Source organism: Pseudomonas sp. MYb327 (assembly GCF_040438925.1).
In the GTDB taxonomy this organism is placed as follows: Bacteria; Pseudomonadota; Gammaproteobacteria; order Pseudomonadales; family Pseudomonadaceae; genus Aquipseudomonas.
The window spans coordinates 1,435,036-1,460,834 of record NZ_CP159258.1; the positions used below are offsets into that span (position 1 = coordinate 1,435,036).

Consider the following 25,799-nt stretch of genomic DNA (forward strand, 5'->3'; position numbering starts at 1 on the left):
GCTCCCGCCGGGCTGCGAAGCGACCCCAAATTGGGCCATTAGGTATATCTGGATAAACCGGTTCGCAGGTTTGGCGACTGCTGCGCAGTCGAGCGGGAGCAAGCTCCCTCGCCACATTGGTGTCTACGCTAGAGCCAGCAGGCATCCCAGAGCGGGTACTCACCTACGTTTTCCACCAACCCCGCGCGCAACGGGTTGGCAACGATGTAGCGAGCAGAAAGTGTGAGTGGGGGCGTGGATGCATTCCTTTGCGTCCTTGAATAGAGATCCCGATTCACCTTAGCCATGCTCTTGCCTACACGTAGCGACAACTCCTGAGTGAATATTCCGAAAGGAATGAAGGACGACTTGATCCTGTGGCGAGGGAGCTTGCTCCCGCTCGACTGCGCAGCAGTCGCGAAATTCGGGGCCGCTTCGCAGCCCAGTGGGAGCAAGCTTCCTCGCCACAGGGTTTCAGTGGTCGTTCAAGCATCGTTCGCATATTGCGATTGCAGCAGCGGGCTCCATTGTTCCTGGTTGTCCGGGCGGCGGTAGTAGACCACCATTCGCCGGGCGACCAGCATCGCCAGCTCACGCCCGCAATCGGCCTCGACCAGCGCCAGGGCGAGATCGATCCCGGCGCTGACACCGGCGCTGGTCCATACCGATTGCTGCTGAATGAAAATCGCCTCGCGGTCGAGTTTTACCTGGGGGAACAGGCGTTCAAACAGGTCAGCCATCAGCCAATGAGTCGCCACACACAGGCCATTGAGCATTCCCGCCTGGGCCAGCAAAAATGAGCCGCTGCACACCGACGTCGTGCGCCTGGCGGAGGCTGAAGCCGTGCGCAACCATTCCACCAGTGCTGCACTCTCGGCCATCACCTGACGAATATGCGGCGAGCCCGGCACGATCAATGTGTCGATCGGACCATTGGAGAGCTCATCCAGACACCGGGTTTGCACCACCAATCCTTCGGCCGTCTGAATCGGCCCACCTTGCAGGCTTGCCGTATGCAGGACGTAACCGGGCAGGCCGCGCTCGATCAGGCTGCAGGTCGCTGCCCAGAAAACGGTCTGGGCACCGGTCAGGTCCAGCAAACCCATTTGCGGGTAGGCGACGAACACAATGGTGCGCGGTTGTGCCAGCGCCTGGCTCGTTTCATTGATAGACACTGCTGGATCTCCATTGCGCCAAGATGTGGCGTCAGGTGTGGATGAAGGCTATTCGTCGTGTCCCAGTCGGGTCAGCGGAATTGCAAACAGGAACTGCGTGCCGACCCCCACCGTGCTGCTGACCCAGATGCGACCGCCGTGGAATTCGATGATCGAGCGGCAGATCGACAGCCCCATTCCCAGACCGTTGTGCTTGGTCGTAAAGAACGGATCGAACAACGACCCCAGGATGTCTTCGGCAATACCGTTGCCGGAATCGGCTACTTCAAGCACGGCCTGGTTGTCTTGCACTGAGGTCTGAATCAGCAGGGTTCGCGCACGGTCATGCACGTTGGCCATGGCCTGGCAGGCATTGATGACCAAGTTGATGATGACCTGCTGCAGCTGCACCCGATCACCTTGGACATGCGCACCGGGAGCACCCAACTGCAGATGCGGACGCACCTGATGGTTGGATGCGTCATGTTGCATGAGACTCAGTGAGTCGCTGACGATGTCGTCAAACACTTCGGCCTTGCGCTGCACGTCGCTCTGGCGCGAGAGCGCCCTGATGCAGGCGATGACTTCGGAAGCCCTGGCGGAATTCTGGATGATCCGGTCCAGTGAGCGGCGCGCTTCTTCGAGGTTCGGCTCGGGGCGATTGATCCAGCGTTTGCAGGACTCGCCGCTGGTGATCACCGCCGCCAGCGGTTGATTGATTTCATGGGCAATGGACGCCGCCAGTTCACCCATGGACGTTACCCGGGTCACGTGCGCGAGTTTCGCCTGGGAGTGAAACAGCGCTTCTTCGGACAGTTTGGAGGCCGTCACGTCCATTAATGCACCCACGTATTCGATGCGCCCGCCATGCTTGAACAGCGGGTTGGCGATCATCTGCACGTGCTTGATCCTTCCATCCGGCATGACCAGTCGATGTTCCACTTCAATCAGGTTTTCCTGGCGCGCGGCCTGTTCGAAAACACGTTCAACAAGGGGCAAATCATCGGGATGGGTGCGCGCCTTGATCATGGCGACGGTGGCTTTAACGTTCGCGGGGAACTCGAAAATCCGCGCGGCTTCGTCCGACCAGGATGCGGTATCAGTCCCGTCGAAGGTAAAACCGATGCTGCCGGTATGGCTGAGTTTTTGTGCGCCCAAAAAGAACGCTTCCTTGCGGTGCAAAGTGTCGGTCGCTTGTTTGCTGCGCAGTGCCAACAGGGTGATGGTGGTGAGGGCGATCAGGCAACGGACGAAACCGGCAATGAGCTTCTCGTCCTGATAGCCCTCGTCGACAATAAAGCTGATGGTCAGGAAACCGATGCAACTAATCGCGACGGTGAGGAACATGGGAATGGAAAAAATGTTCGCCGACATGAACACCAGCGTGATGTAAAGCAGCGTCGGCGCGACATCTACGTTGAGCATCGAATTGGTAATGAAGATCATGCTGCCGACCGTAACGGCGGCCAGCCAGGCTACTGCGTCTGATAAAAAAAGTTGCTTGCAACGTTGGATGATAGACATTTGTTCTTCCGGATTTTTGCTATCGAACGGCAACTCGCACGGCTCGTGCCGGGCAATTTCTTCGTGAAGGGCGTACCAGATTTTTATTGATCAGATTCGAGAAAAAACGCCCGCCAGAAAAACCAGTGGCGGGCGCTTGGGAAATGTCCCGGCGCAGCAAGGAGAGGGCTGCCCGGGATACGGGTGTTTAAACTTCAAACCATGTTGCGAGGGTGAAGCCTTAATCGATTAAACGTCAGTAAACGCATCACATAACCCAACTTTATCGCGGTCGGGCCGAGTATCGTCAACGCATGGGCACCGACCAGGCCGGGTAACGACAGATACTGGTCCAGGCCGTAAGCCAGAATGGCGCCGACAACTAATGCGGCCAGTCCGCCAATCAGCAGGACGTGGGACAAATTCAACACCCGATACGGGCTCTCAAAAAAACCATACATATCGAATACCTGCGATGAGCGTCTGTTACATCACGACTGACGACTGACGGCTGCCATGACCGGACGGTTGCAGTCGTCCAGCCACGACAGCTTCACTTGTCGTCAAGCCACCGGTATCAACGGGTCGGCGGCGGCCAGTGCCGTGGCGCGATCAGCCGCCGGCGGGTAGATCCACACGCTGTTGATTTGGGTCTTGAGTTCCTTGGCTTCCTGCTTGACCAGTTTCACCTGGCGATCCCAGCCCTCGGTGTACACGGCGCCCCAAGTGCCCAGGTCGAGACAGGTGACGTACTTGGGTTGGCTGTACACCATCGGTTCAACACCCAGTAGATCAGCGGCGACGTTGTTGCCGGCGTAGCGGCCCAGAGCAATGGCGTGCTGGCAAGACATGGCGGCGAAGTTGCCGAGGTCATCGGTCGCGGCGTAGGCCACGTCGCCGGAAGCGTACACATCGGCGTGATCGCGTACTTTCAGGTGCGGATCGACATGTAGCCGGCCTTGGGGATCGCGGGTGCCTTGCACTTGCTCGGTCAGTGGATTGGCACGGAAACCCACCGTCCAGATCACCGTTTTGGACTCGATGCGCTGGCCATCGGCGAGGGTGACGCCATTGGCGTCGACGCAAGCCACGGTGGCATTGAGCACCCAATCGATACCCAAGTGTTCGGACGCCTCGACAATCGACGGGCGAATGCCATCGCCCATCGCGGCAGCAATTTGTGGACCGCGGTCGACCACGATCACGCGGATGTCGGCGTTGTCACCCAGCACCGCACGCAGGCGCGCCGGCATTTCGGTCGCGGTTTCAATACCGGTGAAGCCACCGCCGGCCACCACCACCGTGTTGCGGGCCGCACTGGCCGGCAGATCTTTCAGCGATTTGATGTGGGCTTCCAGGCGCGTGGCGGATTCGATTTGATCCACATCGAAGGCGTGCTCAAGCATGCCATCGACCGGCGGACGCATCAGGTGGCTGCCGGCGGCCAGCACCAAGCGGTCGTAGCTCAGCGTGCCTTGAGCGCCAGCGGCGTTGGTGTAGCTGACGTGTTTGTTTTTTTCGTCGATCACTTCAGCCGTGCCCTGGACGAACTTCACGCCGACGGCGTCGAACAGCTCGTTCAATGGCGCCTTCATGTTGTGCACGTTCGGCTCGTAGAAGCGCGGGCGAATCCGCAGTTCGGCTTGCGGCGCCAGAACGCTGATCTCGACGTCGTTACGGTCGTGCTTGTCCAGAAGACGGGCAGCGCTCAATGCGCTCCAGACACCACCGAACCCTGCACCGATAATCAAAATATGCTGTTTCATTGTTTAGCTCCAGAAGAACAATCGAGGGCGTTGAAACTCTTGCGATAGAAGTGCGATCTGGGGGAGATGTTATGTGAGGGCCCGGGATGAAACACTTCTACATAGGGTCATCTGAAGTATGACTAAGTGTTATGTAGCTATACCAAGGTGTTAGTTCGCTAGTTGAAATGCAGGAGGAACTCAGACGGGGCGTTTAAGAGCAATGTCGATAAACTCCATCAACTTGTTGGTGGCAAACGGTTTTGGCAGGAATGCCACCGGTTCCCGGGCTTTATTGCTCAATTGGCGCTGCGCGTCGGGGTTGCCGGTAATGAATATGACCGGAATGTGAATACCCTTAGTCGCCAGCTCTTCATACATCTGAATGCCGTCCATATCCGGCATTTGTATGTCGGAAATCAGGCAGGAAGTTACATTGGGGCCATCGGAAAAGAGGAAGTCATGAGCACCTGCATAAGTTCTCACCGCGTAACCGCTGGAGCGTAATAAACTGTCCAGCGCCATTCGAACGGAATCATCATTGTCGACTACGGAAATTATCGCGTCATTGCGCATTGTTCTACCCTGCGTCGCAGCGGAGAGCTCGTGGAGGCTGTCCGCCATCATTGCAAGATACGCTGTCCTGAATAGGTGCACAGTATACGTGGGTATAGTTACCTCGCTGTGGGCTGTGCGGTGATGACTTCGGCCATGCGCACCAGGTCGGCGAACGAACGCGCCCCCATTTTGCGCATGGCCTGGCCACGATGAATCTTGACCGTGATCTCGCTCAGGCCGATCTCCCCGGCGATCTGTTTATTCATCAAGCCTGATGCCGCCAGCGCCATGACTGTTTGCTCCCGCGCTGACAGCGTCTGGTGGCGCGCCCGCAACTGATCGGCATAACGCTCGGATTCACGGCGCTGCTTGTCCCGGGCATGGGCGGCGCACACCGCGTCAATCAAATCCTGTTCGCGAAAGGGCTTGGTCAGGAAATCCACCGCCCCGGCCTTCATCGCCCGCACCGTCATGGCGATATCGCCGTGGCCGGTGATAAACACGATCGGCACATTGATGCCGTGGGCGGCCAGTTCGTTCTGAAAATCCAGACCGCTGCTGCCCTGCAACCGCACATCCAGCACCATGCAACTGGCAGTCTCGGGACGGTTGTATTTCATGAATTCACCAACCGAGCCGAACAACTCGACCCGCAGGCCGATGGAGCGCAACAGGCTGCCAAGGGATTCACGCAGGGGCGCATCGTCGTCGACGATGAAAACAATGGGCTCGTTGAGAGTGCTTTTCTGAATGGAGTGCAGTTCGTTCATTGCTCATTCCCAAGGGGGATGGACATGCAGCCGCCCCCACGCTGTGTTCCTTGCGATGGGCTCTACCTTAAACGCATGCCGGACTGTAGGCATTCATGCCTGTGGTCGCCCGTTTAGTGTTCAGGTTTGCCCGCGATATACCTTTGTATTAAATGGCTGACGCGTAATCCGGGTCGTTGGCGACCAGTACCGGCAGCGCAAACAAAAACGAACTTCCCTGGCCGGTGGCACTGGTCGCCCAGATCCGCCCGTTGTGGAAATCGATGATCGAGCGGCAGATGGAAAGCCCCATGCCCAGGCCGTTTTCCTTGGTGGTGAAGAACGGTGTGAACAGCTTCTCCAAAACCTCGGCGGGAATGCCCGTTCCCTGGTCGGCGACTTCCAGCACGGCCTCGTTGTCCTTGACCCAGGTGCGAATGGACAGGATCCGGTCCGACGCTTTGACCGCGTCCATGGCCTGGCACGCGTTGATGATCAGGTTGATGATGACTTGCTGCAGTTGCACGCGATCGGCACTGACCTGGCCACCGAACGCGGAGAGCTCGATTTTCGGCGTGATCTTGTGATGCGCCAATTCGTGGCGGACCAGGCTCAAGGTTTCACTGACGATGTCGTTGAACGATTCGTTTTGTCGCAGCGGGTCGCTCTTGCGCGACAGTGCCCGCACGCGGCGAGTTATCTCGCTGGCCCGATTTGAACTGGCGATGATTCTTTCCAGCGACTGGCGTGCTTCCACCAGGTCCGGCACCGGGCGGCTCAACCAATTGCGACAGGCTTCGCCACTGCTGGTGATCGCCGCCAGCGGTTGATTGACTTCATGGGCAATGGACGCCGCCAGTTCGCCCAGTGACGTCACGCGGGTGACATGGGCCAATTGGGTTTGTGCCCGGCACAGTGCTTCTTCTGCTTCTATGTTGGCGGTGATATCCATCAACGCACCCAGGTATTCAAAACACCCGTGTCGGGTGAAAAGCGGGGTGGCGAACAGGTGCAGATGCTTGATGCGCCCGTCGGGCATCAGCAGGCGATGCCGGACCTCGATCAGGGTTTCATGGCGCGCAGCCTTTTCGAAACCGGCCAGCAGCAGGGGCACGTCATCCGGGTGGGTGCGCGCCAGGAACAACGCCACCGTGGGCGGAGTGCCCGCCGGATATTCAAGTATCCGTGCCGCCTGATCCGACCAGGAAATTGCCCCAAGGTCGGCACGAAAACCGAAGCAAGCGGTCTGGGTCAGGCGCTGGGCACCGACCATGTAGACCTCCTTGTGGCGAAGGTTGTCGGAGACTTGTTTGCTACGCAACGCCACAAAGGTAATCGCTGCCAGTACGGTCAGGTTGTGCAACAGCTCAGAGGTCGATTCCCAGTGGTGAAACCCGCCTTGATAAAGGAACATCACCGTCAGTACCGACATGCAGCACAACGCGATCAAGATCACCGCGCTGATCGACAACAGATTGATCGCCATCAGCAGCAATGCGATGTAAAGCGTGGTCGTCGTGAGGTCGGTGTGGGTTTCGGTATTGATCAAAATTCCGCACGCCACGATCAGGCTTGCCAACCACACCAGCGTATTTTCCAGCGGCTTGAGGTCGATACCGATCAAGAAACGCGAAGTCCTTTGGCCTGAGTGATTCAGCATCTTGCTGCAGGTTCCTTTTAGAAAGGGATGTGCGCTGCGTGCATGGGCAGGCGTTTTTGTCCGGTTTTCGATCATGCGCGCCTCGGTTTGCAATCGGGCTGGGAGCGGAGAATCGGTTCAGTATCCTAGAAGCACGGCCGTGCATTCCGTTAGGACAAAAAACCCGAAATATCTGCCATCCCGTCGACGCACGCGGTGGCCGAAAATAGTCTTAAGTCATTCATAAAAATGGTTTTTTTAGCCATTGGCTATACCGAAGTATCAATGCACTCATCTAACGCATGAGTGAGTTGTCCCCATGTACGACAGACGATTTTCACCCGCGCACTTAACCTGTCCATGCACTTTTCTGAACTCTTTGGCCTTGTGCCCAGGCAGCGAACATCATGAACAGAAATGACCTGCGTCGTGCCGACATCAATCTGCTGGTGGTTTTCGAGACGATGATGCATGAGCGAAATGTCAGCCGCGTCGGTGAAAAACTGTTCCTCGGCCAGCCTGCCATCAGCGGCGCATTGGGCCGTCTGCGGTTGATGTTCGATGACCCGTTGTTCGTTCGAGCAGGGCGAGTGATGGAACCGACTGCGCGGGCAGAAGAAATCTTCTCCAATCTGACACCGGCACTGGATGGCATGGCTGCCGCGTTGAGCCGTTGCCAATCGTTCGACCCGCGTACCAGCGAGGCGACCTTCCATATTGGGCTCTCCGATGACGTCGAATACGCGTTGCTCCCGCGGTTGTTGCGGCAGTTGCGAATCGAGGCACCGAACATCACGTTGATCGTGCGTCGAGTGGATCACCGGCAGATGTCGCAAATGCTGCTCAGCGGCGAAGTGTCCCTGGGCATCAGTCATACCCACGACTTGCCGGCGACGGCTCGGCGCAAGGGATTGCGGCCGATTCGCCCGATGCTGTTGCGGGCGGATAGCAAGCCCGGTTCTTTGGGACTGGATGAGTTTTGCAGTCGTCCCCATGCCGTGGTGTCGTCAATAGGCAATGTCATGGACGAAACCGATCAAGCTCTTGGCCTGCTCGGTCGGCAGCGCAAAGTCGTGCTGACGGTCCCGCAGTTCAGTGCGTTGCCGATGCTGTTGGCTCACAGTGAAATGTTGGCCATCGTGCCGGATTACGTGGCCAGGGTCATGGTCCCGGCGGGTGGATTGCGGGCGGAACCGGCGCCGATGGAGTTGCCCTCGCAGGAGCTTTCCATGGTCTGGCGCGCCGCGGTTCACAACGATCCGGGCGAACGCTGGTTACGCTCACGCTGCAACGGGTTTTTTTGCGAGCCGGTCGAGCTGCAAGTAGTGCCGAAGCCTCGACCGACGCTACACAACGATCAGGCTTTACTGGCGGCCAGATAAGCGCCGAGACGTTGGCCCATTTCTGCGCCCAGCGCCTGCAAGCCACTGAGCGGACGGACCATCACTTCGAATTCGACGATTTTGCCCTGCTCGTTGAAGCGGATCATGTCGATGCCCTTCAACTGCTTCTCGCCGACCCTGGCGCTGAATTCCAGCACCACATTCAAACCGTCGGCGCTCGCCAGTTCGCGGTGGTAGGCGAAGTCTTCGAACACCTTGCACACGGTGTTGAGGATCATCGACACCACCGGCGCGCCCGGGTATGGCGTGTGCGCCATCGGCGAGCGGAACACGGCTTGCGGGTCCAGCAACTCGGGCAAGCGACTCAAATCACCACTGCGAATCATCTCGTGCCATTGGCTCAAGGACGCCGCCGCGTGGGGGTGCAATTTCAGTTCAGACATTTTCAACTCCTGTTTTTTGTTGTTATTCAAATATTGCCTGGTGCAGTGGTACGAAAGCGCGCTGCGATCATCTCGGCGGCATCGCCTGCCCACACACGGTAGGTTGCCGGTCCAGGGTGGAAACCATCCCGCGCCATCGCACCAGTCACGGGCGTCAGGCGGGTTGTCAGCAGCGTACAGTGATCCATGCGTGCTGCCATCTCGGTAAGCTGGCGATTGAAACAGGCCGCCCGATGGCCCAGATACCATCGCAGCGGTTGTGGCAACGCGGGGAACAAATGCATGGGTGGGAGAGGGGAGATGACGATCTGTTTCACGGCAAATCTGTCGCGCAGTACCTCGATCAAACGCTGTTGCCGGGCGATCCACTGCTCAACCGCCAAGGTGCTGGTGACATCGTTGACGCCGATGGAAAGCAGCACTACATCGAAGAATTGCGGCGCGTGGTCTGCGAGCCATTCCAGCATTGCCCGGGTATCCAGGCCGGACCGCGCCCAGAGCTTCCAGCTGACCTGAAATTCCTCGGCCAGCAGGCTGACCAACTGACCACTCAGCGCTTCGGCCTGAGTCGAGGCACCGACCCCGGCAGCGGCGCTATCGCCGAGAATCAAAAGACGCAAACCCTCGCCACGGCCCGCGACGCCCTCGCGTTCGCCGTCGGCTTCCGGCAACTTTGGCGTCACCCGGCGCGTGTACACACCCTGCATCAGCAACACAGGGCCGAGCAGTATTTTGGCCAGCGCTTCGGTCTTGCTCATGCTTGAGGTCCAGATCAGGGAGGTCGCGACGTTCCAGCAAGGCTGCCAGATCCACCTATGGCGCGTCACCGGTCATATCAGCCGAAATGCCGTTCACTAAATCGCGATGCGGTATCTGTAACGAGGGAGCAAGCTCCCTCGCCACAGGTTTTCGTTTTTCTCGAAAGCAAATTCAGCGCCCACGAAAAAGCCCGGCTGATCAGGCCGGGCTTCTCGATGTTGCGGTGTAGAGATTCAGTTATGTAACGGTGTTGCTTTGTAAACGGTCGGAGCCATCGACTGAACGAGACAGCTATCTTTAGGAGCCCGGCTCGCCGGCGATGGCGCTCTTAAGTGCGCCATCGCCGGCAAGCCGGCTCCTACAGTTCGGATTGGACTCATTGATCGGTGATGCACAACTCCCCGGTGGCGCGGATCAGCGCCTGGCCGTGCAGCGCATCCTTGATCAGGCCGGAGCGCTCCTTGGCCAGCCAATTGGGGCATTCCGGGTCGACGCGATAGGGCACGAAATCAGCGTATTGCTGCAACAGGCGGCTTTGCAGTTCATCCAGCTTCGGCCTGATTTGATTCAGGTCCGGCCTCGGCACGTCAGGTGCCTTGCGCGCGGCTTGCCATTGCGCGATCAGTCCGTATTGCACCAGTTTGTTGGCTTCGATCTGCGCGGCGATCAAATCGGCAGCTTCATCCGCGTCCACTTTTTGCTCAACGGCTATCTTCCTGGCGTTGGCGATGACTTGCGCTTCCCGAGTGCTGTCCTGGATCGGTTTGCCGCTGTCCCATTTGGTCAGCGCCACCTGGTCAGCAATGTTCAGGCGCTCGTTGATCGTCGCCAGCAGCGGTTGCAAGGGTTCAGGTGCCGGGGAAGGTGTTTCAGCGTGGGCGCCGCCCGCGAGCAGACCGATCAGGGTGCAGGTCAACAACTGCGGCAAGCGTGGGAAGCGGAGCATGGGTAAACCTCGTTGGACGCTTGATTCACTATTCATTGTTATGTAACACAGGTGAGACAACGGAACGAAGGCTCAAATGCCGGTTTGTTGAAGATTGAGTGCACGGAATCACTCAGCCAGCCGTCGTTCAATCTGTGCCAGCTCCCAGGTGCTGAGCAAACTGATCGGGTCTGTGCCGTAATGCTGCCATCCGTCGTACGCGCGACCGTCCGGGCTTTGGCAACGCAGGCAATGGCGCAAGCGATTGCCATCGACATCCAGGGTCAAGTGCCAGCCTTCGATGTCGACCTGTACGTGGCCGTGCTCGGTTTGTTCATCGAGGCGAGCGAACGGGCGAATGCCTTGGGCGACATCACGCAATTGCTGGTAAACCTCGCGGGCGGTCAGGGGCGGCACGGATGTCTCCGGTGAGTGTGCGGGGGCACAGGATAGACGATCGAGCGATGGATTTTGAGCATGAAAAAGCCCGGCTGATCAGGCCGGGCTTTTCGTGGGTACTGCGGTGAAGCGATGGGTTTTAAGCGACGGAGTTGCCTTGCAGGCGATCCGAGCCATCGGCAGCGACGGTGTTGCCTTGCAGGCGATCCGAGCCATCGGCAGCGACGGTGTTGCCTTGCAGGCGATCCGAGCCATCGGCAGCAACGGTGTTGCCTTTCAGTCGAACCGAGCCATCAGCGGCAACGGTGTTGCCTTTCAGACGATCCGAGCCATCGGCAGCGACGGTGTTGCCTTTCAGACGATCCGAGCCATCGGCAGCGACGGTGTTGCCTTGCAGACGATCCGAACCATCGGCGGCAACGGTGTTGCCTTGCAGACGATCCGAACCATCGGCGGCAACGGCGTTACCTTGCAGGCGATCCGAACCATCGGCAGCCACACGATTCTGGATCAAACGATCCGAACCACCTTCAGCCACACGGCTTTCAATCAGACGATCCGAGCCACCTTCAGCGACAACAGGCTGAGTAGCGGTAGCGGCAAAAGCGTTAACTGCAAAAACTGAGAAAGCGATGCTGAGGATGGTTTGGCGTTTCATGATCGTGTGCTCCGGGGTGTTGTTGGTTGGTATGGAGCCAATGTTACGCCGCAGGATTTTTAAGAGAACTTCATTGAGGTGATGGTGAACATCGACGGCATTGATAGGGCGAACGGCTTGCCTGTTGTGGGCGTGATGATGCCTGGGACGTCGGGATAAGCGGGGCGCTGCGCAGTCCCCCTCAAGCCTCGCTGATCTTGCTCACACTGGTGACCTGCCCATTCCACACCATCTCGTAATGTGCCGTCTGAATAACCGAAGACACCGGCCTCGGCGTCATCAACGCCCAGCAATAACCGCCCTGCATCCGCACCGAGTGGTACCGCAGCCCGGAATGACCGACATCCTTGATCGCCCGGCCCAACAATCGGGAATGGCTGTAATCGTCGGGCGCATACACCGGATCAGTCATCGGCAGGGAAGTGGCATCCTTCATCCCGACCTCCACGAACGCGCAAGACAACCCGCGAAACACAAACCGCTCATAGTTCAGGCTTGGCACATTCGACCAATACAAACCCTGATGATGCCGCACTTCGGCCAACGCCGTGTCCATGGAGTCCGCCAGGTACAACACCCCGTATTGCCCATCACTGAACCGCGATCCAGCCGGGTTGACGTGGGTGAACGGCGCAATGGCGTAAGAACAGCCAGGAATGCCAAACGGAATCTCACTGCGCGCAATCAACTCCAGCTGACCCACTTCATTCTTCAGCCGGGGATTGGTCAGCGCCTGAATCTGATAGAGCACCTCAAACTCGTCCGCGTCCGCCACGTCATCGAACAGGGCAATCGGCGGAAACTTCGAATTGACCAGTCGATAAGCCTGTAACGACTCGCCGGTCAGTGCAGGCAGTTCGCTCACCGTCACCATTGCGCGCCACGCAGCGTGTCGATGCGTCGGAAGGTTTCATACAAGGAGATCATGTCGCCCTGAGCCATGATCTCCAGCGGAGAGCGGCCGTTGAAGAACTCGTTGTGATTGCTCATCGCCGGGAAGCCGTAGACGTTGTCCGGGTTGTCGAACACCAGGCGCAGCGTGGCGTGGATGTTCAGCACGAAGCTGATGCGCTGCATTTGATCGGAATCCAGCGCCACTGCCCAATCGGCATCGCGCTGCCGGGCACGGGTGAAAGTGCTGCGGGAAATACGCAGGATGCGACACGCCTGCTCACTGGACGCGCGCCATTTTTCCAGGATGCCCACGGCGGCCCGCAGACCGGCGACACACTGGCTTTTGCTGAAGCCTTGGGCTTGAAGGGGGACGGCCATGTGCGATACCTCATTTGAATCTATAGACTCAAATGTAGGTAATTAGAGTCTTTAGATCAAGGTTGGCTCGACCGATGGACATCATGTAGTTCCAGCCCGGACAAAAAACGGGCGCCTCCAAGGCGCCCGTGTTCGTGACCCGTTTGCCTCAGTCTTGTTGCTCTTGATCGGCACTCACGGCATTCCAGCTGTCATCCGGATCAAAGACCTCCATGGCCTGCGCCTGCTTTTCAGTTTCCGGTCCCAGGTCTTTCTCGAAGACCTCACCTTCATGACTGATCATGAAACTCATGACGCCGGTTTCGCCGTAAATCGCCGGCCAGGCAATCAGTGCAAAACCTCGGCTCATCTTGTCACCGATAAGATAGCTGTAAGCGCCACCCGGTGCCGAAGGCCCTTGGCCAAGCAGGATGCGAAAGCGGTAACCATGCCAGGCTTCCCCGGCAATGGTTTTGCCAAACGAAGGGCCCAAGGGGCTGATCTGACCACTTTTGTCCTCCTTCCAATAGAGTCCGTCGTGCGTGCCGGGGGTGCTGAAAATGTTCTGCGCATATTCCAGAGCACCGTCACCGTCACGATCCACTGACGCGTAGTCCATCTGGGCGTCGTGATAGGCCAGGGCCGATTGCACAGCGGCCAGTTCGTTGCGGCCAATTTGCCGTGCGCGCATTTCAGCGCCGCCGTCCTTGATGTCGAAGCGCCAACCGCTGGTGCCTTTTACCAAGGGGATAGGCAGTGTCCAATGGTCGCTTCCGACCGACAGAATCGCCTTGCCGTCGGTGGTTTTGTCTATCTGGTGATGCTGGTGGTATTGCTTCAAAAAAGCGTCCACATCTTTGCGTTCCGCGCCTTCGCGAGGGATGAACTTGTGCCAATCCTTACCCAGCAATTCGGTGAGGCGTTTGTCATCGGCGTTTTTCGTTCCCAAGGCGTCGACGAATGCTTGAGCGGCCTTTTCCGGGGTTGGAAATTCCTGCTGAGCCACAACAATGCACGACCACGCCACACCGGCAGTGATCACCAAGGCATGGCGGAGCAAGCCCTTGAGAAACTTTACTCGAGGATGGTAATTCAACGACGGCCCCCCCTTTGACGCGCTGGTGGATTGGACGGCCGACTGATCTGATGGCCGGCCGGACGCGAAGCGCTGGGGCGCTGAAAGGATGCCTGACTGGCCCGACCACGACTGGCTTGCAGGTTGGCCTGGGACGGCGACCGCGCGCCGGCGAAGGCGTTGTTGCGGCTGCTGCCTCTGTTGACGGCCGGCGTGGTCTGACGGTTTTGCACAGCTTGGCGCGCCTGTGAATTGCCTTGGGCGCGCTGATTTGTCTGCGCGGTTTGCCTCCTGGGCTGCTGATTTTCCCGAGTGTTTCTGGCCGCGCCCTGGCTTCTGTCAGCAGCTCTGGGCCTATCGGTCGCCCTGTCAGATATGTTCGATCTGTCTGCACCGCCTTGCATCCGGTTACCAGCCGAGGTTCGCGATTGGGCTTCGCGTGCCCGGTTACGGGCTTCGAGGTTGCTGGTGGCAGGTCGTTCAATGCCGTGCCGGTCCATGGAACTGCGGGCTTTTTCACGAGCCTGGGCGCGCTGGGCATTGTCACCTCTGTAGGCATTACGCTGATTGGCACCGTTCAGTTGGCGGCCGTACTGTTCGCGGCTCCTGTTATCTCGATAGGGAACGCCGTTGCGGTGGGCAGAGTTATGCGTCCATTTGTTCTGGTTATTGTTGATGCGGTTGTTGCTATTGATGCTGTTGTAGCGATTGACATCGATATCGACATCGTTATTGCCCCAATCACAATCGCCCCACAGTGCACCGACGATAGCCACGCCAGTACCAAACGCCAACCCGGCCACCAATGCCTGACCGGGGTAATAGGCGGGTGGCGGTGGATAGTACGCCGGCGGCGACGCCGGATAGGCCCAGGTGCCGTAGGTGGTGGTCGGGTTATAGGTGGGCACGTACACAACCTGCGGGTCGGCAGGCTGAATGATGATGGTCGAACTGCTGGCCGGGGCCGGAGCAGGCGCGGAATCCGTGGCTGTTGAATCGGGAGCCGGTGCGGGGGCAGGGGGCGCGACATTCTGGATCGTCACGTTCTGATACTGGTTGGTCTGCAGGTTGCCTGCCGCCTGCGCCTGATGCCGCAAGCGTTGCACGCCATTCATGACATCGTCGGGCTGCGCCAGGAAGGCATCACCCAGGCGTTGCACCCAAACCGGATCCTGTCCCAGTGTCGCCAACACCTGAGGGAACGCAACCAGCGCCTGCACGCTCGGGTCCCAGGGCTGGCTCGCCACTTGTTTGACCGCATCATCGCCCTTGGCGTCCGGGTGCGCTTTGGACCAGGTCACGGCCTCGGCGATCTCCCCGGGGTAGGTGGACGCCATCAGTAACTGTGCCAGCAGCGGATCCGGATACAGCGCGATAGGCGCGAGCATTTGATCCAGTTGTTCCTGGGTAAACACGGGGTCTTTCGCAGGTATTGAGGCGGGCGCCGCGGCGGGCGTCGTAGCGGCAGTGTTTGTGGGCGCGGGGGCGGCGGCATCCCCTGGCGTCGCTGCGCCGGAAGATCCGCTCACCAAAAAGACAGCTGACAACGCGAAATATAGTGGAATGCGCATTGCAGCTCCCTGAGTTCACGCACGATCGAATTGAACGAATGTGTGCCGCAAGTGAAAGCCGACAGTGCCAGCGCCGGACCTTCGCTTCGATGCAGTGCACTAATAGTAGCAAACAAAAAAAATCTGCCAGGAATTCACTCGTCATGGGGGAAGCGTGCGGCCCGGTGCATCCACTGACCCTGTGGCGAGGGAGCTTGCTCCCGCTGGGGCGCGAAGCGGCCCTCTGTTCGCCCATAAAGAAAGGGACTGCTACGCAATCCAGAGGGAGCAAGCTCCCTCGCCACGGGTTAACACTTGTCTTGAAAGCACACTCAATGCCCACGAACAAGCCCGGCTGATCAGACCGGGCATTTTCGGTGCGCTGGTGCAGTGATTAGTTTGATGAGCGGCCTGCCGCTGGTGAGTGTGATGTTGTGGCGCAGAGATTGATTACATTGCGTATCAACAGTAATGCACGACAACGCCATTATCATGAATGCCAATAAATCCTAGAGTCTGCCGGACGATTTTGTTCCAGGCGTATTTAAGGTACTTCTCATGATTCAGAGCATGATGAAAACGGCGGGTCTGGCAGTATTTTTTGTAGTAAGCGCAGCCATCCCATCCGTTCAGGCACAACCATTGCCACTCGATAAAACCGCTGCGCTGCATAATGAAGACGTGGAATGGCGCAGCTTCCCTGCATTCCCGAAAGAAGTGAAACTGGCGGTTATCGCCGGCGACCCAAGCAAGCCAGCACCCTACGTCGTGCGAGTCAAAGTGCCCAATGGCACCAGACTCATGCCCCATACCCATCCTGAAGACCGTATCTACACCGTCATGTCCGGTGTTTTCTATATTGGCTTCGGTACGGTTTTCGATCCGGACAAACTGGTCGCTTATGGGCCAGGCAGCGTGGTGATACTCCCGGCTAACACGCCACACTTTCACTGGGCGAAATCAGGGGAGTACATCTCGCAGGTTTATGGAACCGGGCCGCTCGGGCTCGAGTATGTTGACAGCCATGATGATCCACGCAATGCGTCGAAGTAATAAAGACTTGAAAGTTCCGGCAACTACTCAACCACGTTGATTCCCGATCCTCCCAATTCTTTCGGGACATCCTTGAGCTTGGGCAAGCCATCTTTGATATGCAGTACCGACTCCTGATAGTGAACATGCACGCCTGGCAAATACTCCAGATCCGGAATGACCGCGGCATAGACATCGATAAGGCCCATCCCCGGGTGTTCGGTGAAGAGATGACCGCCACAAGTCTTGCACCACTTTCGGCCACTCCTGGGTGTCTTGTTGAAAGTACCGATGTTGTCAGCCCCCCGAGTTACCTGGACCGCCTCGGGTTTCCACAGTGTGAAGGCGTTCACCGGCCCCGCTGACCAATGCCGACACGACTCGCAATGGCAGTAGCCCATCGCGGCCGGCTCACCGCTGACGGTGAACTCGACTGCGCCGCAAAAACAACTGCCTTTGCAGGACCGTTCAATGTTCATGGAATGACTCCTTGATCTGTTGTCAGGCGATCGCCCTCACTCATCGATATAGCGCACCGCTGTCGCCGGCGAACGCCGCACCTGAAGGTCGAAAATATCAGGGCGTGCATAGTGCCCGGTGACATCAAGCGCTCGTCGCGCGGGTGCCACGAGTGACACGTCGATGTCTGCATACAGAATGCCCGCCTCCCGGTGCAACGGACCGGCCACGATCCGGCCTTGCGGGTTCACCACCACCGAATCGCCGTCGTTGATCCACTCGTCCGGATCGGCAAACAGTTGTGCACGAGCCGGGAAGTCATCGGGGACGTCACTGCCGCGCAGCACGGTGCCACTGCCGAGCACCCAACAGCGGCCTTCGAGTGCTATGTGACGCAGGGTGTTGATCCAGCCCTCGCCACTGTCGTACGTGGGAGCGATGTAGATTTCCACCCCTTGGGCATACAGCGCATAGCGCGCCAGCGGCATATAGTTTTCCCAGCAGATGAGCGTACCTACGCGGCCGATCGGTGTATCGACCGCACACAACCCGGACGCATCACCCAACCCATGCACCATGCGCTCGGGATTGGTGGGCATCAGCTTGCGGTGGCGGTTGAGCACTTCGCCGTTGGCACCGATAACGACTACGCTGTTGTAGAGCGTGCCGCCCCCATTGCGCCGGTTGCATTCATTGATACCGCAGACGATTGTCACTCCATGAACGCCGGCCGCTTCGCACAATTCGCTCAGGTCACCGTTGGCGATATCAACGGCGTTGGCCAGCAGCCGCGTATGCAATTGGCCAATGACAGCGCCGTCCTTTCCCGCCGCCAGCCGCCAGATCCATGACGGATAACCTGGAATGAATGATTCGGGCAACACAATCAGTGATGCCCCGGCCGCCGCAGCCTCAGCGACCGACTGCACGGCCCGGGTGATTGTCGCGCTGCGATCGAGCAGCACGGGCGGGCGCTGAATGATGGCTATCTTGGTCATGGCGTTCTCCTGGGGCGGTTGGCTTTCGCAGACTTGAGCGTGCGCGTGGCGACGTCGCAGGACTAGTTCAGAATCTGAAGCGTTGATGCAGCAGGAGTGCAGGCGATGGACGAAAGCTACGGTCAGTTCTGCACCGTCGCACGCGGTGCTGAAGCATTGTGCGAACGCTGGACGCCGTTGGTCGTGCGTGAACTGCTGTGTGGCAGCAAGCGCTTCAATGAACTGCACCGCGGCGTACCACGGATGTCCACCAGTTTGCTGGCACAGCGGCTGCGCCACTTGGAAGAAATCGGTGTCATACAGCGCACGGCTGCAGGCAACGTCTGGGAATACAGCCTGACAGCGGCGGGCGAGGAGTTGCGCCCCATCATCATGGCACTGGGGCATTGGGGCGCTCGCTGGATTGGTAGTCGCCTGCGCGATGACCAACTCGACGCGGGCCTGCTCATGTGGGACGTACGCCGGTTTGTGCGTATCGAAGCGTTCCCGTCCCGGCCGGTGATCATCCAGTTCAAGTTCCGCGACGCGCGACCCGGTGAGCAGGAATGGTGGCTAGTGGTCGAAGAGGGCGTGGCAGACCTGTGCCGTGACGACCCCGGGCGAGAACTGACGCTCGTCGTCGACTCCAGCGTGCGGGCGTTGACTGAGGTATGGGCGGGCGATCGCACACCGAAGGAGGTGCTCCAGTCGCAAGAGCTGCGTGTGGACGGTGCGGTGACGGACGCGGAGAGCTTGTGGCGTTGGCTGGGTACGAGTGCGTTTGCCGGTACCCGGAGTGCGGCTCCCTCGCCACAGCCAAACCGCTAAAGCCCGCTAAACATCCCGATAATCACCGCATTAACCAGATCAATGAAGAACCCGCACACCAGCGGCACGATAAGAAACGCCTGGTGCGCCGCCCCATACTTCTGCGTCACGGTGGTCATATTGACGATGGCTGTCGCCGTAGAACCCAGTGCAATACCGCCAAACCCTGAAGCGATCACGCTGGCTTCGTAGTCACGGCCCATGAAGCGGAAGACCACAAAATACGTATAGAGCACGGTCAACAGGATCTGCAGGGTCAACGCGCAAGCAATGAACAGCAGCGCACCGCTGAGCTGCCACAACTGCAACCCCATCAGCGCCATGGTCAGGAACATGCCCAGGCACACATCGGAAATCAGCGACAGACCCTGACTGGCGCCGCTCCAGGATTTCAGGCGCTGCTCGCCGATCAGCGACAGCACGAGGTGATGAATGACGATGCCGGCGAACAGGCAACTGACGAACTTGGGCAGGGTGATCCCATTGTCGACCAGCACCAGGTTAAGTCCATAGCCAAGCATCAGGGTCAAATTGAGCCACATCCATGCCCAGAGCACGTCGTAGTAATCCAGAGGTTTGGATTGCTGTTGGTCAAGAATGCCGACTTCCAGCGCCCCATCCCGGGACGGCGTGAGTTGGTGACGACTGATCAACCGGTTGGCGATGGGGCCGCCGATCACACACGCGGCAATCAGGCCGACTGTATTGCTCGCAATCCCCAACTCGTGCGCGTTCTGGATGCCCAGCTTTTCTACGAACAGCGGTGCCCAGGCGAGGCTAGTGCCAATCCCACCCGTGAGGGAGATGGAACCGACCATCAGCCCGGCCTTCGGATCAAGCCCGAATACCTCGGCCATCCCCATGCCCAGCGCGTTTTGCAGGAAGATAAACACCGTGGCCAGCAACAGCAAAATCATCAGCGGCCACCCGCCCTTGATCAACTGGCGCACGTCCGATTTCAAGCCGATGCCGGCAAAGAAGTACAGCAACATGGTGTCGCGAACTTGCAGGTCGAACTCGACCTGAATCTTGAGACCGAAGTACAACACGCTCGTGACCGCCGCGCAGACAAAGCCGCCGACCACCGATTCCGGAATGCAATATTGACGCAGCAACCTGCTGTGCTGCACCAGCGTCTTGCCCAGAAATAGCAGCAGTATGGCGAGGGTGAAACTCACCAGACCATGAACAGCAAAGAGTTGAGCGGTCATCTATAGCCTATTGAAAAACCTGAAAAAATATTATCCAGTCTCAATCGCACGGCCTTCGGACTTGGGTCAATCAAAGTGCAGATCGGGGAAGAAGCCTGACGCGGCCGAGGCAATGCACAGGGCAAACTTCGGGTTGGCTATTGTTTTCATGTGAATCCATTCAGTGGGCTAAGGTAGGGCTGGCGAACATCCGTGTCTTGCGTGTGTACCGGAGTGAGTCAAGCACCTGATGCCGGAACACGCAAACGCCGGGGCAGGGGAGCGCCAAGGCTTTCACCCCCGAAGCGGTACGCAGTGTGCATTTTTGAAACTGGCCTGGAGCCTTGCATGAAAGTTGGCGTGATCTCCGATACCCATGGCTTGCTCCGCCCCGAAGCGATTGCGACGTTGCAGGGCTGTGAGTGGATTATTCACGCCGGCGACATTGGCAAGCCCGAAATCCTCGAACAACTGGCGATGATTGCGCCCCTGTATGTCGTGCGCGGCAACAACGATCAGGCGGCTCCATGGGCAGTACAAATCGCCGATGATCTGAATTTCGAGCTCGAGGGTTGGCAGACTTTTTTGGTACATGACATCGCCGACGTTCCAGCGCTGTTGGATGAAGGTATCAGGTTGGTGATAACCGGCCATTCCCATAAACCGCGCATTGAGTGGCGTGGTGAAAGGCTGTATCTCAATCCAGGCAGTGCGGGGCCGCGGCGCTTCAAGTTGCCGGTTACATTGGCGTTGCTCGAAGTGCAGAAGGGCTCGATTGATCCGCGATTGGTTTCGTTACTGGAATGAGGGGGGCTTCTGATCAGTCCTCAAAATAGCCTGGTGATCTCGTTCAAGATCCGATCCTGAGTTTGAGTACTTGGCCTGTGGCGATAAGCAACTGCGAAAAAAGCAACGCCTTCGTAATCGCAGCGAATCGAAAACGTCATGCCTTCACGTAACCCATAGACTGTTCTGTCTCCCGCCTCGACAAAATATCTCGCTTTTGCAAGCGCCGCTCTGGCGTGCTCCAGACACCCGGTTTGGTTAAATGGGTGTTTTAGCCAACTCGTAGTGACTCGCACAGACGAAGTCTCGCTGTCATCGACAGGTGGTCGAGTAATTTGTTTAGTCGATGCCGTCATGCTCTCGTCGCTGGTGCAAGCGGTCAGCCCCATTGAGATCACACCCAGTAAGAAACCAAAACGAACTCTTGAATGCTTGAGTGGATTTCGCATGGTGTGGCGCACCTGTGACGATCTGCAGTGAATGAAGTGACAGTTACTACGTAATAGCGGGTTTCTGATCTTTTGCTATCTATGAGCAGTATTACGACGAGAAACGGCCGGGAACAGGTTGGGCCGTTATTTTCGTTGAACCAAGTAAAACGGGCGCCTTCAGCGCCCGTTTTCATCACTGCGCTGCCTGTGCCCGCAAGCGTCGTCCAATCACATCCATCAGGTCACACCCATCGCGTAATGGAATGGCCAGCAGTTGGGAAAAGTCGGTCAACACCACCGTGTCGCAACCCAGTTCGGCCCGGTACGCGATGTTTTCCAGAACTTGAGTGACCGTGCGGATGCGGTGGTCGGCCATGGCTTGCAGGACTTCGAGTGGGGCTTGGGTGTCGATGAGCAAGGAAGCCGGGATCAAGTCGATTCCGGTGAGTGGCATGTATCGATTCATTGTGAAGATCTCTATTTGATTGGCTTAAAGCCGTCACTCACTCGTCGCCAAACGATTGGGTGGCAGCTGTGCGCAGGTTGGCGAACCGGCAACAGAGAAAACCGGCAGACCCGAAGGTCTCCCGCGCACAGCCGCCATAACAGCGGCTTTGCGGGTGCGATGATACCTGCAATGAAGCAGATAGCTTTCGCATTCTCTGTGATCAGGTCGCCAAACCCGAATCGCCATTTGGGCGACGGCACTGACTATAAGCCGCATGATCTCAGCGCGGTAGGTGAGGGATTCCGAGCTTTTTGTAGGACCCGTGACCCTGAAATCTCGGACCTTTCACTGCACTTCGCCGGGAAATTAAACACAGCGCTGAAATGTTCATTGCCCCTCGGCCCCAACTCACCGAAGCTATCCTCAATCAACCCTCACGCCGTCGAGATGGACCTCCCACCCATGCAAACCCGAACCCCAGCCCAACGTCCACTCTGGACGACCTACCTGCTTTTTCTCGCCCCCATGGTCCTTTCCAATTTCCTCCAGTCCATGTCCGGTACCGTCAACAGCATCTACATCGGCCAAATGCTCGGCACTCAAGCCTTGGCCGCCGTGTCGGGTATGTTCCCCATCGTGTTCTTCTTCATTGCTCTGGTGATCGGCCTTGGCGCGGGGGCGGGTGTGTTGATCGGGCAGGCGTGGGGCGCGCGGGAGACGCATTTGGTGAAGGCGATTGCCGGGTCGACGTTGTTGTTGGGGTTGTTGATCGGGTTGGTGGCGGCGGTGGTGGGGAGTGTATTTGCGCGATCTTCGTTGGTGGGGCTGGGGACGCCGGCAGATGTGCTGGACGATGCGGTGGCGTATGCGCATGTGATGTTGTGGTTCATGCCGACGTTGTTGGTGTTTGTGCTGTTTACGCAGTTGCTGCGTGGGGTGAGCGATACGTTGTCACCGTTGTTGGCGCTGGTGGTGTCGACGGTCATCGGGTTGGCGCTGACGCCGGCCCTGATTCGCGGGTGGTTGGGGTTGCCGCCGATGGGGATTCAAAGCGCGGCGTTTGCCGGGTTGGCGGGCAACCTGGCGGCGATGGGGTGGCTGGCGTGGCGTTTGATTCGCAAGGGGCATCCGTTGGCGCCGGACCGGGAGTTTTTTGCGGCCATGAAGCTGGACGGGGCGATCCTCGGCAAGGTGCTGCGCATCGGCTTGCCGACCGGGTTGCAGATGGTGGTGTTGTCGCTGTCGGAGCTGGTGATTCTGGCGCTGGTGAACCAGCACGGTTCGCAGGCGACGGCGGCTTATGGCGCGGTGACGCAGATTGTGAACTACGTGCAGTTTCCCGCGCTGTCGATTGCGATCACGGCGTCGATCCTCGGGGCGCAGGCAATCGGGGCAGGGCGCATCGAGCGCATCGGGCCGATTTTGAAGACCGGGCTGATGATTAATGTGTGCCTGACGGGCGGCTTGATCGTGCTCGGGTACTTGTTGTCGAGTTTGTTATTGGCGTCGTTCCTCACCGAAGAAGCGACGCTGAATATGGCTGAGCATCTGTTGCACATCATGCTTTGGAGCCTGTTGGTGTTCGGCTTCCAGGCGATCATCGGCGGCATCATGCGCGCCAGCGGCACTGTGATGGTGCCGGTGGCGATTTCGATTGTGTGCGTGGTGGGCGTGCAGTTGCCGGTGGCGTATCTGCTGGATGCACGGTTCGGGCTGCAAGGCGTGTGGATGGCGTTTCCGGTGGCGTATCTGGGGATGCTGGCGTTGCAGACGCTGTATTACAAACTGGTGTGGCAGCATCAGAAAATTGAGCGGTTGGTGTAGGCAAGATCCAGTGATGGAGCGATGCTGTAAACCATGAGGTGTTGAGTCAGTCAGCTATTCGTGGCGAGGGAGCAAGCTCCCTCGCCACCCAGGTTCTAGGTTTGCTTTAGCCATTGCGCGAAACGGCGACTTTGATGATTCGTCTCCAGGTGCGTGGAGTAACCCGCTAATTAATCACCCGATCGGGACGATCATCCTGCGTTGGAGAGTCGCGGCGACAGGTGGTCGGAAGTCGCTGCCGTCAGTGGAATAAACGGCGGTTCTTTGCTTTATTCCACCTGTTGCCGGCTAGCTTGCGTTCGCCCCCTCAGCCCATGAGGAAGCCCGGCCTGGAGAGTCCCATGCGCCCTGGATTTTCGCGTAGTGCTGCATTGGCTGCCGTTCTTGTGTTCGGCGCTGTGCCCGGCGCCAACGCCGCTGAATACTCAAACGTGAACGCCACGGCCAGCACCCTCAGCTTCACCTATAACCAGATGGGCTCGCGGGTGTATGGCACCTTTAGCAAATTTGTCGGGATCCTCGATTTCGATACAGACCACCCCGAGGCCGCTCAGGCCAAGTTGACCATCGACCTTGACAGCATCGAACTGGAGAGCAGCGACGCCAAAGAGGAGCTGCAAAAGCCCGCCTGGTTCGACACGGTCACTTATCCGCAGGGAACCTTCGAGTCGACGCGGGTTAAAGACCTTGGCAACAGCCGCTACCTGATCACTGGCAACCTGACCCTTCGAGGGCTTACCCGGGAGGTCGAGGTGCCGGTGCTGCTGAAGGCGGAAAACTCGATTGGCATCTTTGATGGCGAGCTGACGCTCAAACGTGACGATTTCAAAATGGGCGAGGGCGAGTTGGCGGACAGTGTTGTGTCCAACGAGATCAGTATCCGGTTTCGAATGGTGGCGCCGCAGCGCTAGCGTTCGTGCCTGACGTGATAACCCTGAATGGAGAACATCATGCCGAAAAAAATCATAGTCGCCTTCGATGGCACCTGGAATTTGCCCGATCAGGCGCCGGAGATAGACGGCAACTCCAGCACTAATGTGGTCAAGCTTCACGATGCAATCCTGCCCGCCCACAAGGACGGCACGGCGCAAAAGAAAATCTATGTGCCGGGCGTGGGCACCGACTGGTACGACAAACTGGAGGGCGGGGCCTTTGGTGTCGGTCTGTCGAAGAGGATCAAGGAAGGCTATGTGGCCCTGGCAAAAAGCTACGAAGAGGGCGATCTGGTTTTCATTATCGGTTTCAGTCGTGGCGCCTATTCCGCCCGGAGCCTGGTGGGGTTGATCCGTAATGTCGGGCTGCTGCAGAAGAAACACCTCGCTCGTGTCGATGAAGCCTACAGCTTGTACCGCACCCGAGATTCAAGTGCGGATACCGAAAACGCCAAGTTCTTCCGTCAGAGTTACTCCCGGGAAATTGATATCCACTTTTTGGGTGTCTGGGATACGGTGGGCGCGTTAGGTGTGCCGTTCAAATCGGCTGAGTGGTTCAATCATAAGTACTACCAGTTCCATGACACCGAGCTCAGCGGGATAGTGCGCAATGCTTTCCATGCAGTCGCCATCGATGAACACCGGGCCAATTACGAATGCTCGCTTTGGGACCCGATTGCCAAGCCCAATCAAGTCATGGAGCAGGTCTGGTTCTGCGGCGCGCACGCCAATGTGGGCGGCGGGTATGCCGATAACACGTTGTCGGATATACCGTTGCGCTGGATGGCGAACAAAGCGATGGAATGCGGACTGGAGCTGAACCCGAAAAAAATCCCCCGGCCGCCGAACGCGCTGCCGGAGATCACCGACTCCTATCAAGACTTCCTGGGGGGCACGTACCGACTGTTGAACGCACGCTATTTCCGCACGATCGGCAAGACAGCTTATGGCCAGGAATGCATTGATGACAGCGTGCAACAGCGGGTGACCACGACGGGGAACTACCGGCCGAAAAATCATGTGGATGTGCATTTGATCGGCACCTATGTGCCGGTGAACAAAATCAGCTGAACCACATAACCCCCCGTAGGAGCCGGCTTGCCGGCGATGAGGCCTTCGGACATTGCGCTGATCTTTCGGCCGCCATCGCTGGCAAGCCAGC

27 protein-coding genes and 1 pseudogene are annotated in these 25,799 nt (G+C 58.2%); 7 read left to right on the forward strand and 21 right to left on the reverse strand.

Going from position 1 to position 25,799, the window contains the following annotated elements:
* Positions 1-467 precede the first annotated feature (467 nt).
* From ABVN21_RS06360 to ABVN21_RS06390, 7 genes and pseudogenes are all read right to left on the reverse strand, one after another.
* Positions 468-1,085, reverse strand: a pseudogene (locus ABVN21_RS06360) (AraC family transcriptional regulator); the annotation flags it as partial.
* Positions 1,086-1,202: 117 nt separating this feature from the next.
* A complete protein-coding gene (locus ABVN21_RS06365) occupies positions 1,203-2,657 on the reverse strand; it encodes an ATP-binding protein (protein WP_339556346.1) in 1,455 nt (484 codons plus the stop codon).
* Positions 2,658-2,851: 194 nt separating this feature from the next.
* Positions 2,852-3,097 (reverse strand): transmembrane sensor/regulator PpyR, encoded by a 246-nt coding sequence (locus ABVN21_RS06370; protein ID WP_339556345.1) that lies wholly within the window; start codon positions 3,095-3,097, stop codon positions 2,852-2,854.
* A 102-nt stretch (positions 3,098-3,199) separates the two neighbouring features.
* The gene (locus ABVN21_RS06375; protein WP_339556344.1) at positions 3,200-4,402 is read right to left on the reverse strand and encodes an NAD(P)/FAD-dependent oxidoreductase; all 1,203 of its coding nucleotides are present in this window, start codon (positions 4,400-4,402) and stop codon (positions 3,200-3,202) included.
* Between the two features lie 180 nt (positions 4,403-4,582).
* Positions 4,583-4,957, reverse strand: coding sequence for a response regulator (locus tag ABVN21_RS06380; RefSeq protein WP_339556343.1), 375 nt, complete (start codon positions 4,955-4,957; stop codon positions 4,583-4,585).
* A 98-nt stretch (positions 4,958-5,055) separates the two neighbouring features.
* Positions 5,056-5,709, reverse strand: a complete 654-nt coding sequence (locus tag ABVN21_RS06385; RefSeq protein WP_339556342.1) for a response regulator — start codon at positions 5,707-5,709, stop codon at positions 5,056-5,058.
* Between the two features lie 148 nt (positions 5,710-5,857).
* On the reverse strand, positions 5,858-7,348 hold the full coding sequence (locus ABVN21_RS06390; protein ID WP_339556341.1) for an ATP-binding protein: 1,491 nt from the start codon (positions 7,346-7,348) through the stop codon (positions 5,858-5,860).
* A 386-nt stretch (positions 7,349-7,734) separates the two neighbouring features.
* On the opposite strand from ABVN21_RS06390, the gene ABVN21_RS06395 reads away from it, so the two are divergent.
* Positions 7,735-8,709, forward strand: a complete 975-nt coding sequence (locus tag ABVN21_RS06395) for a LysR family transcriptional regulator (protein ID WP_339556340.1) — start codon at positions 7,735-7,737, stop codon at positions 8,707-8,709.
* On the opposite strand, the gene ABVN21_RS06400 is transcribed toward ABVN21_RS06395, so the two are convergent.
* From ABVN21_RS06400 to ABVN21_RS06440, 9 genes are all read right to left on the reverse strand, one after another.
* The gene (locus ABVN21_RS06400) at positions 8,685-9,113 is read right to left on the reverse strand and encodes a nuclear transport factor 2 family protein (RefSeq protein ID WP_339556339.1); all 429 of its coding nucleotides are present in this window, start codon (positions 9,111-9,113) and stop codon (positions 8,685-8,687) included. The genes ABVN21_RS06395 and ABVN21_RS06400 overlap by 25 nt on opposite strands.
* A 26-nt stretch (positions 9,114-9,139) precedes the next feature.
* Positions 9,140-9,871 (reverse strand): SGNH/GDSL hydrolase family protein, encoded by a 732-nt coding sequence (locus tag ABVN21_RS06405; protein WP_339556338.1) that lies wholly within the window; start codon positions 9,869-9,871, stop codon positions 9,140-9,142.
* A gap of 377 nt (positions 9,872-10,248) precedes the next feature.
* Positions 10,249-10,818 carry a chorismate mutase gene (locus ABVN21_RS06410; protein ID WP_339556820.1) on the reverse strand — a complete coding sequence of 190 codons (570 nt, stop codon included), beginning with the start codon at positions 10,816-10,818 and terminating at the stop codon, positions 10,249-10,251.
* A gap of 108 nt (positions 10,819-10,926) precedes the next feature.
* The gene (locus ABVN21_RS06415) at positions 10,927-11,214 is read right to left on the reverse strand and encodes a hypothetical protein (protein ID WP_339556821.1); all 288 of its coding nucleotides are present in this window, start codon (positions 11,212-11,214) and stop codon (positions 10,927-10,929) included.
* Positions 11,215-11,335: 121 nt separating this feature from the next.
* The gene (locus tag ABVN21_RS06420; protein ID WP_339556822.1) at positions 11,336-11,854 is read right to left on the reverse strand and encodes a hypothetical protein; all 519 of its coding nucleotides are present in this window, start codon (positions 11,852-11,854) and stop codon (positions 11,336-11,338) included.
* Positions 11,855-12,035: 181 nt separating this feature from the next.
* Positions 12,036-12,728, reverse strand: a complete 693-nt coding sequence (locus tag ABVN21_RS06425; RefSeq protein WP_339556823.1) for an RES family NAD+ phosphorylase — start codon at positions 12,726-12,728, stop codon at positions 12,036-12,038.
* On the reverse strand, positions 12,722-13,126 hold the full coding sequence (locus ABVN21_RS06430; protein WP_339556824.1) for an antitoxin Xre-like helix-turn-helix domain-containing protein: 405 nt from the start codon (positions 13,124-13,126) through the stop codon (positions 12,722-12,724). The genes ABVN21_RS06425 and ABVN21_RS06430 overlap by 7 nt, the downstream gene beginning before the upstream one ends.
* Before the next feature lie 148 nt (positions 13,127-13,274).
* Positions 13,275-14,201 (reverse strand): DUF2950 domain-containing protein, encoded by a 927-nt coding sequence (locus tag ABVN21_RS06435; protein WP_339556825.1) that lies wholly within the window; start codon positions 14,199-14,201, stop codon positions 13,275-13,277.
* Positions 14,198-15,751 carry a DUF3300 domain-containing protein gene (locus ABVN21_RS06440; protein ID WP_339556826.1) on the reverse strand — a complete coding sequence of 518 codons (1,554 nt, stop codon included), beginning with the start codon at positions 15,749-15,751 and terminating at the stop codon, positions 14,198-14,200. The genes ABVN21_RS06435 and ABVN21_RS06440 overlap by 4 nt, the downstream gene beginning before the upstream one ends.
* 537 nt (positions 15,752-16,288) lie before the next feature.
* Between ABVN21_RS06440 and ABVN21_RS06445 the strand changes: the two genes are divergently transcribed.
* On the forward strand, positions 16,289-16,783 hold the full coding sequence (locus ABVN21_RS06445) for a cupin domain-containing protein (protein ID WP_339556827.1): 495 nt from the start codon (positions 16,289-16,291) through the stop codon (positions 16,781-16,783).
* Between the two features lie 23 nt (positions 16,784-16,806).
* On the opposite strand, the gene ABVN21_RS06450 is transcribed toward ABVN21_RS06445, so the two are convergent.
* Together ABVN21_RS06450 and ABVN21_RS06455 are read right to left on the reverse strand one after the other, a co-directional pair.
* Positions 16,807-17,241, reverse strand: coding sequence for a GFA family protein (locus tag ABVN21_RS06450; protein WP_339556828.1), 435 nt, complete (start codon positions 17,239-17,241; stop codon positions 16,807-16,809).
* A 36-nt stretch (positions 17,242-17,277) separates the two neighbouring features.
* A complete protein-coding gene (locus ABVN21_RS06455) occupies positions 17,278-18,219 on the reverse strand; it encodes a carbon-nitrogen hydrolase family protein (RefSeq protein ID WP_339556829.1) in 942 nt (313 codons plus the stop codon).
* A 105-nt stretch (positions 18,220-18,324) separates the two neighbouring features.
* Between ABVN21_RS06455 and ABVN21_RS06460 the strand changes: the two genes are divergently transcribed.
* Positions 18,325-19,026, forward strand: a complete 702-nt coding sequence (locus ABVN21_RS06460) for a helix-turn-helix domain-containing protein (protein ID WP_339556830.1) — start codon at positions 18,325-18,327, stop codon at positions 19,024-19,026.
* Here the strand turns inward: ABVN21_RS06460 and gltS are convergent.
* On the reverse strand, positions 19,023-20,237 hold the full coding sequence (gene gltS / locus ABVN21_RS06465; protein WP_339556831.1) for a sodium/glutamate symporter: 1,215 nt from the start codon (positions 20,235-20,237) through the stop codon (positions 19,023-19,025). The genes ABVN21_RS06460 and gltS overlap by 4 nt on opposite strands.
* Before the next feature lie 327 nt (positions 20,238-20,564).
* Between gltS and ABVN21_RS06470 the strand changes: the two genes are divergently transcribed.
* On the forward strand, positions 20,565-21,023 hold the full coding sequence (locus ABVN21_RS06470) for a metallophosphoesterase family protein (RefSeq protein ID WP_339556832.1): 459 nt from the start codon (positions 20,565-20,567) through the stop codon (positions 21,021-21,023).
* A gap of 20 nt (positions 21,024-21,043) precedes the next feature.
* Here ABVN21_RS06470 and ABVN21_RS06475 read toward each other — a convergent pair whose 3' ends face one another.
* Positions 21,044-21,451: a hypothetical protein gene (locus ABVN21_RS06475; protein ID WP_339556833.1), complete on the reverse strand. Its 408-nt coding sequence runs from the start codon at positions 21,449-21,451 to the stop codon at positions 21,044-21,046.
* Between the two features lie 175 nt (positions 21,452-21,626).
* Positions 21,627-21,899, reverse strand: coding sequence for a hypothetical protein (locus tag ABVN21_RS06480; protein ID WP_339556834.1), 273 nt, complete (start codon positions 21,897-21,899; stop codon positions 21,627-21,629).
* 444 nt (positions 21,900-22,343) lie between these two features.
* Between ABVN21_RS06480 and ABVN21_RS06485 the strand changes: the two genes are divergently transcribed.
* From ABVN21_RS06485 to ABVN21_RS06495, 3 genes are all read left to right on the forward strand, one after another.
* Positions 22,344-23,705 (forward strand): MATE family efflux transporter, encoded by a 1,362-nt coding sequence (locus tag ABVN21_RS06485; RefSeq protein ID WP_339556835.1) that lies wholly within the window; start codon positions 22,344-22,346, stop codon positions 23,703-23,705.
* A 341-nt stretch (positions 23,706-24,046) separates the two neighbouring features.
* Positions 24,047-24,616: a YceI family protein gene (locus ABVN21_RS06490; RefSeq protein WP_339556836.1), complete on the forward strand. Its 570-nt coding sequence runs from the start codon at positions 24,047-24,049 to the stop codon at positions 24,614-24,616.
* Positions 24,617-24,643: 27 nt separating this feature from the next.
* Positions 24,644-25,708 (forward strand): DUF2235 domain-containing protein, encoded by a 1,065-nt coding sequence (locus ABVN21_RS06495; RefSeq protein WP_339556837.1) that lies wholly within the window; start codon positions 24,644-24,646, stop codon positions 25,706-25,708.
* Positions 25,709-25,799 lie beyond the last annotated feature (91 nt).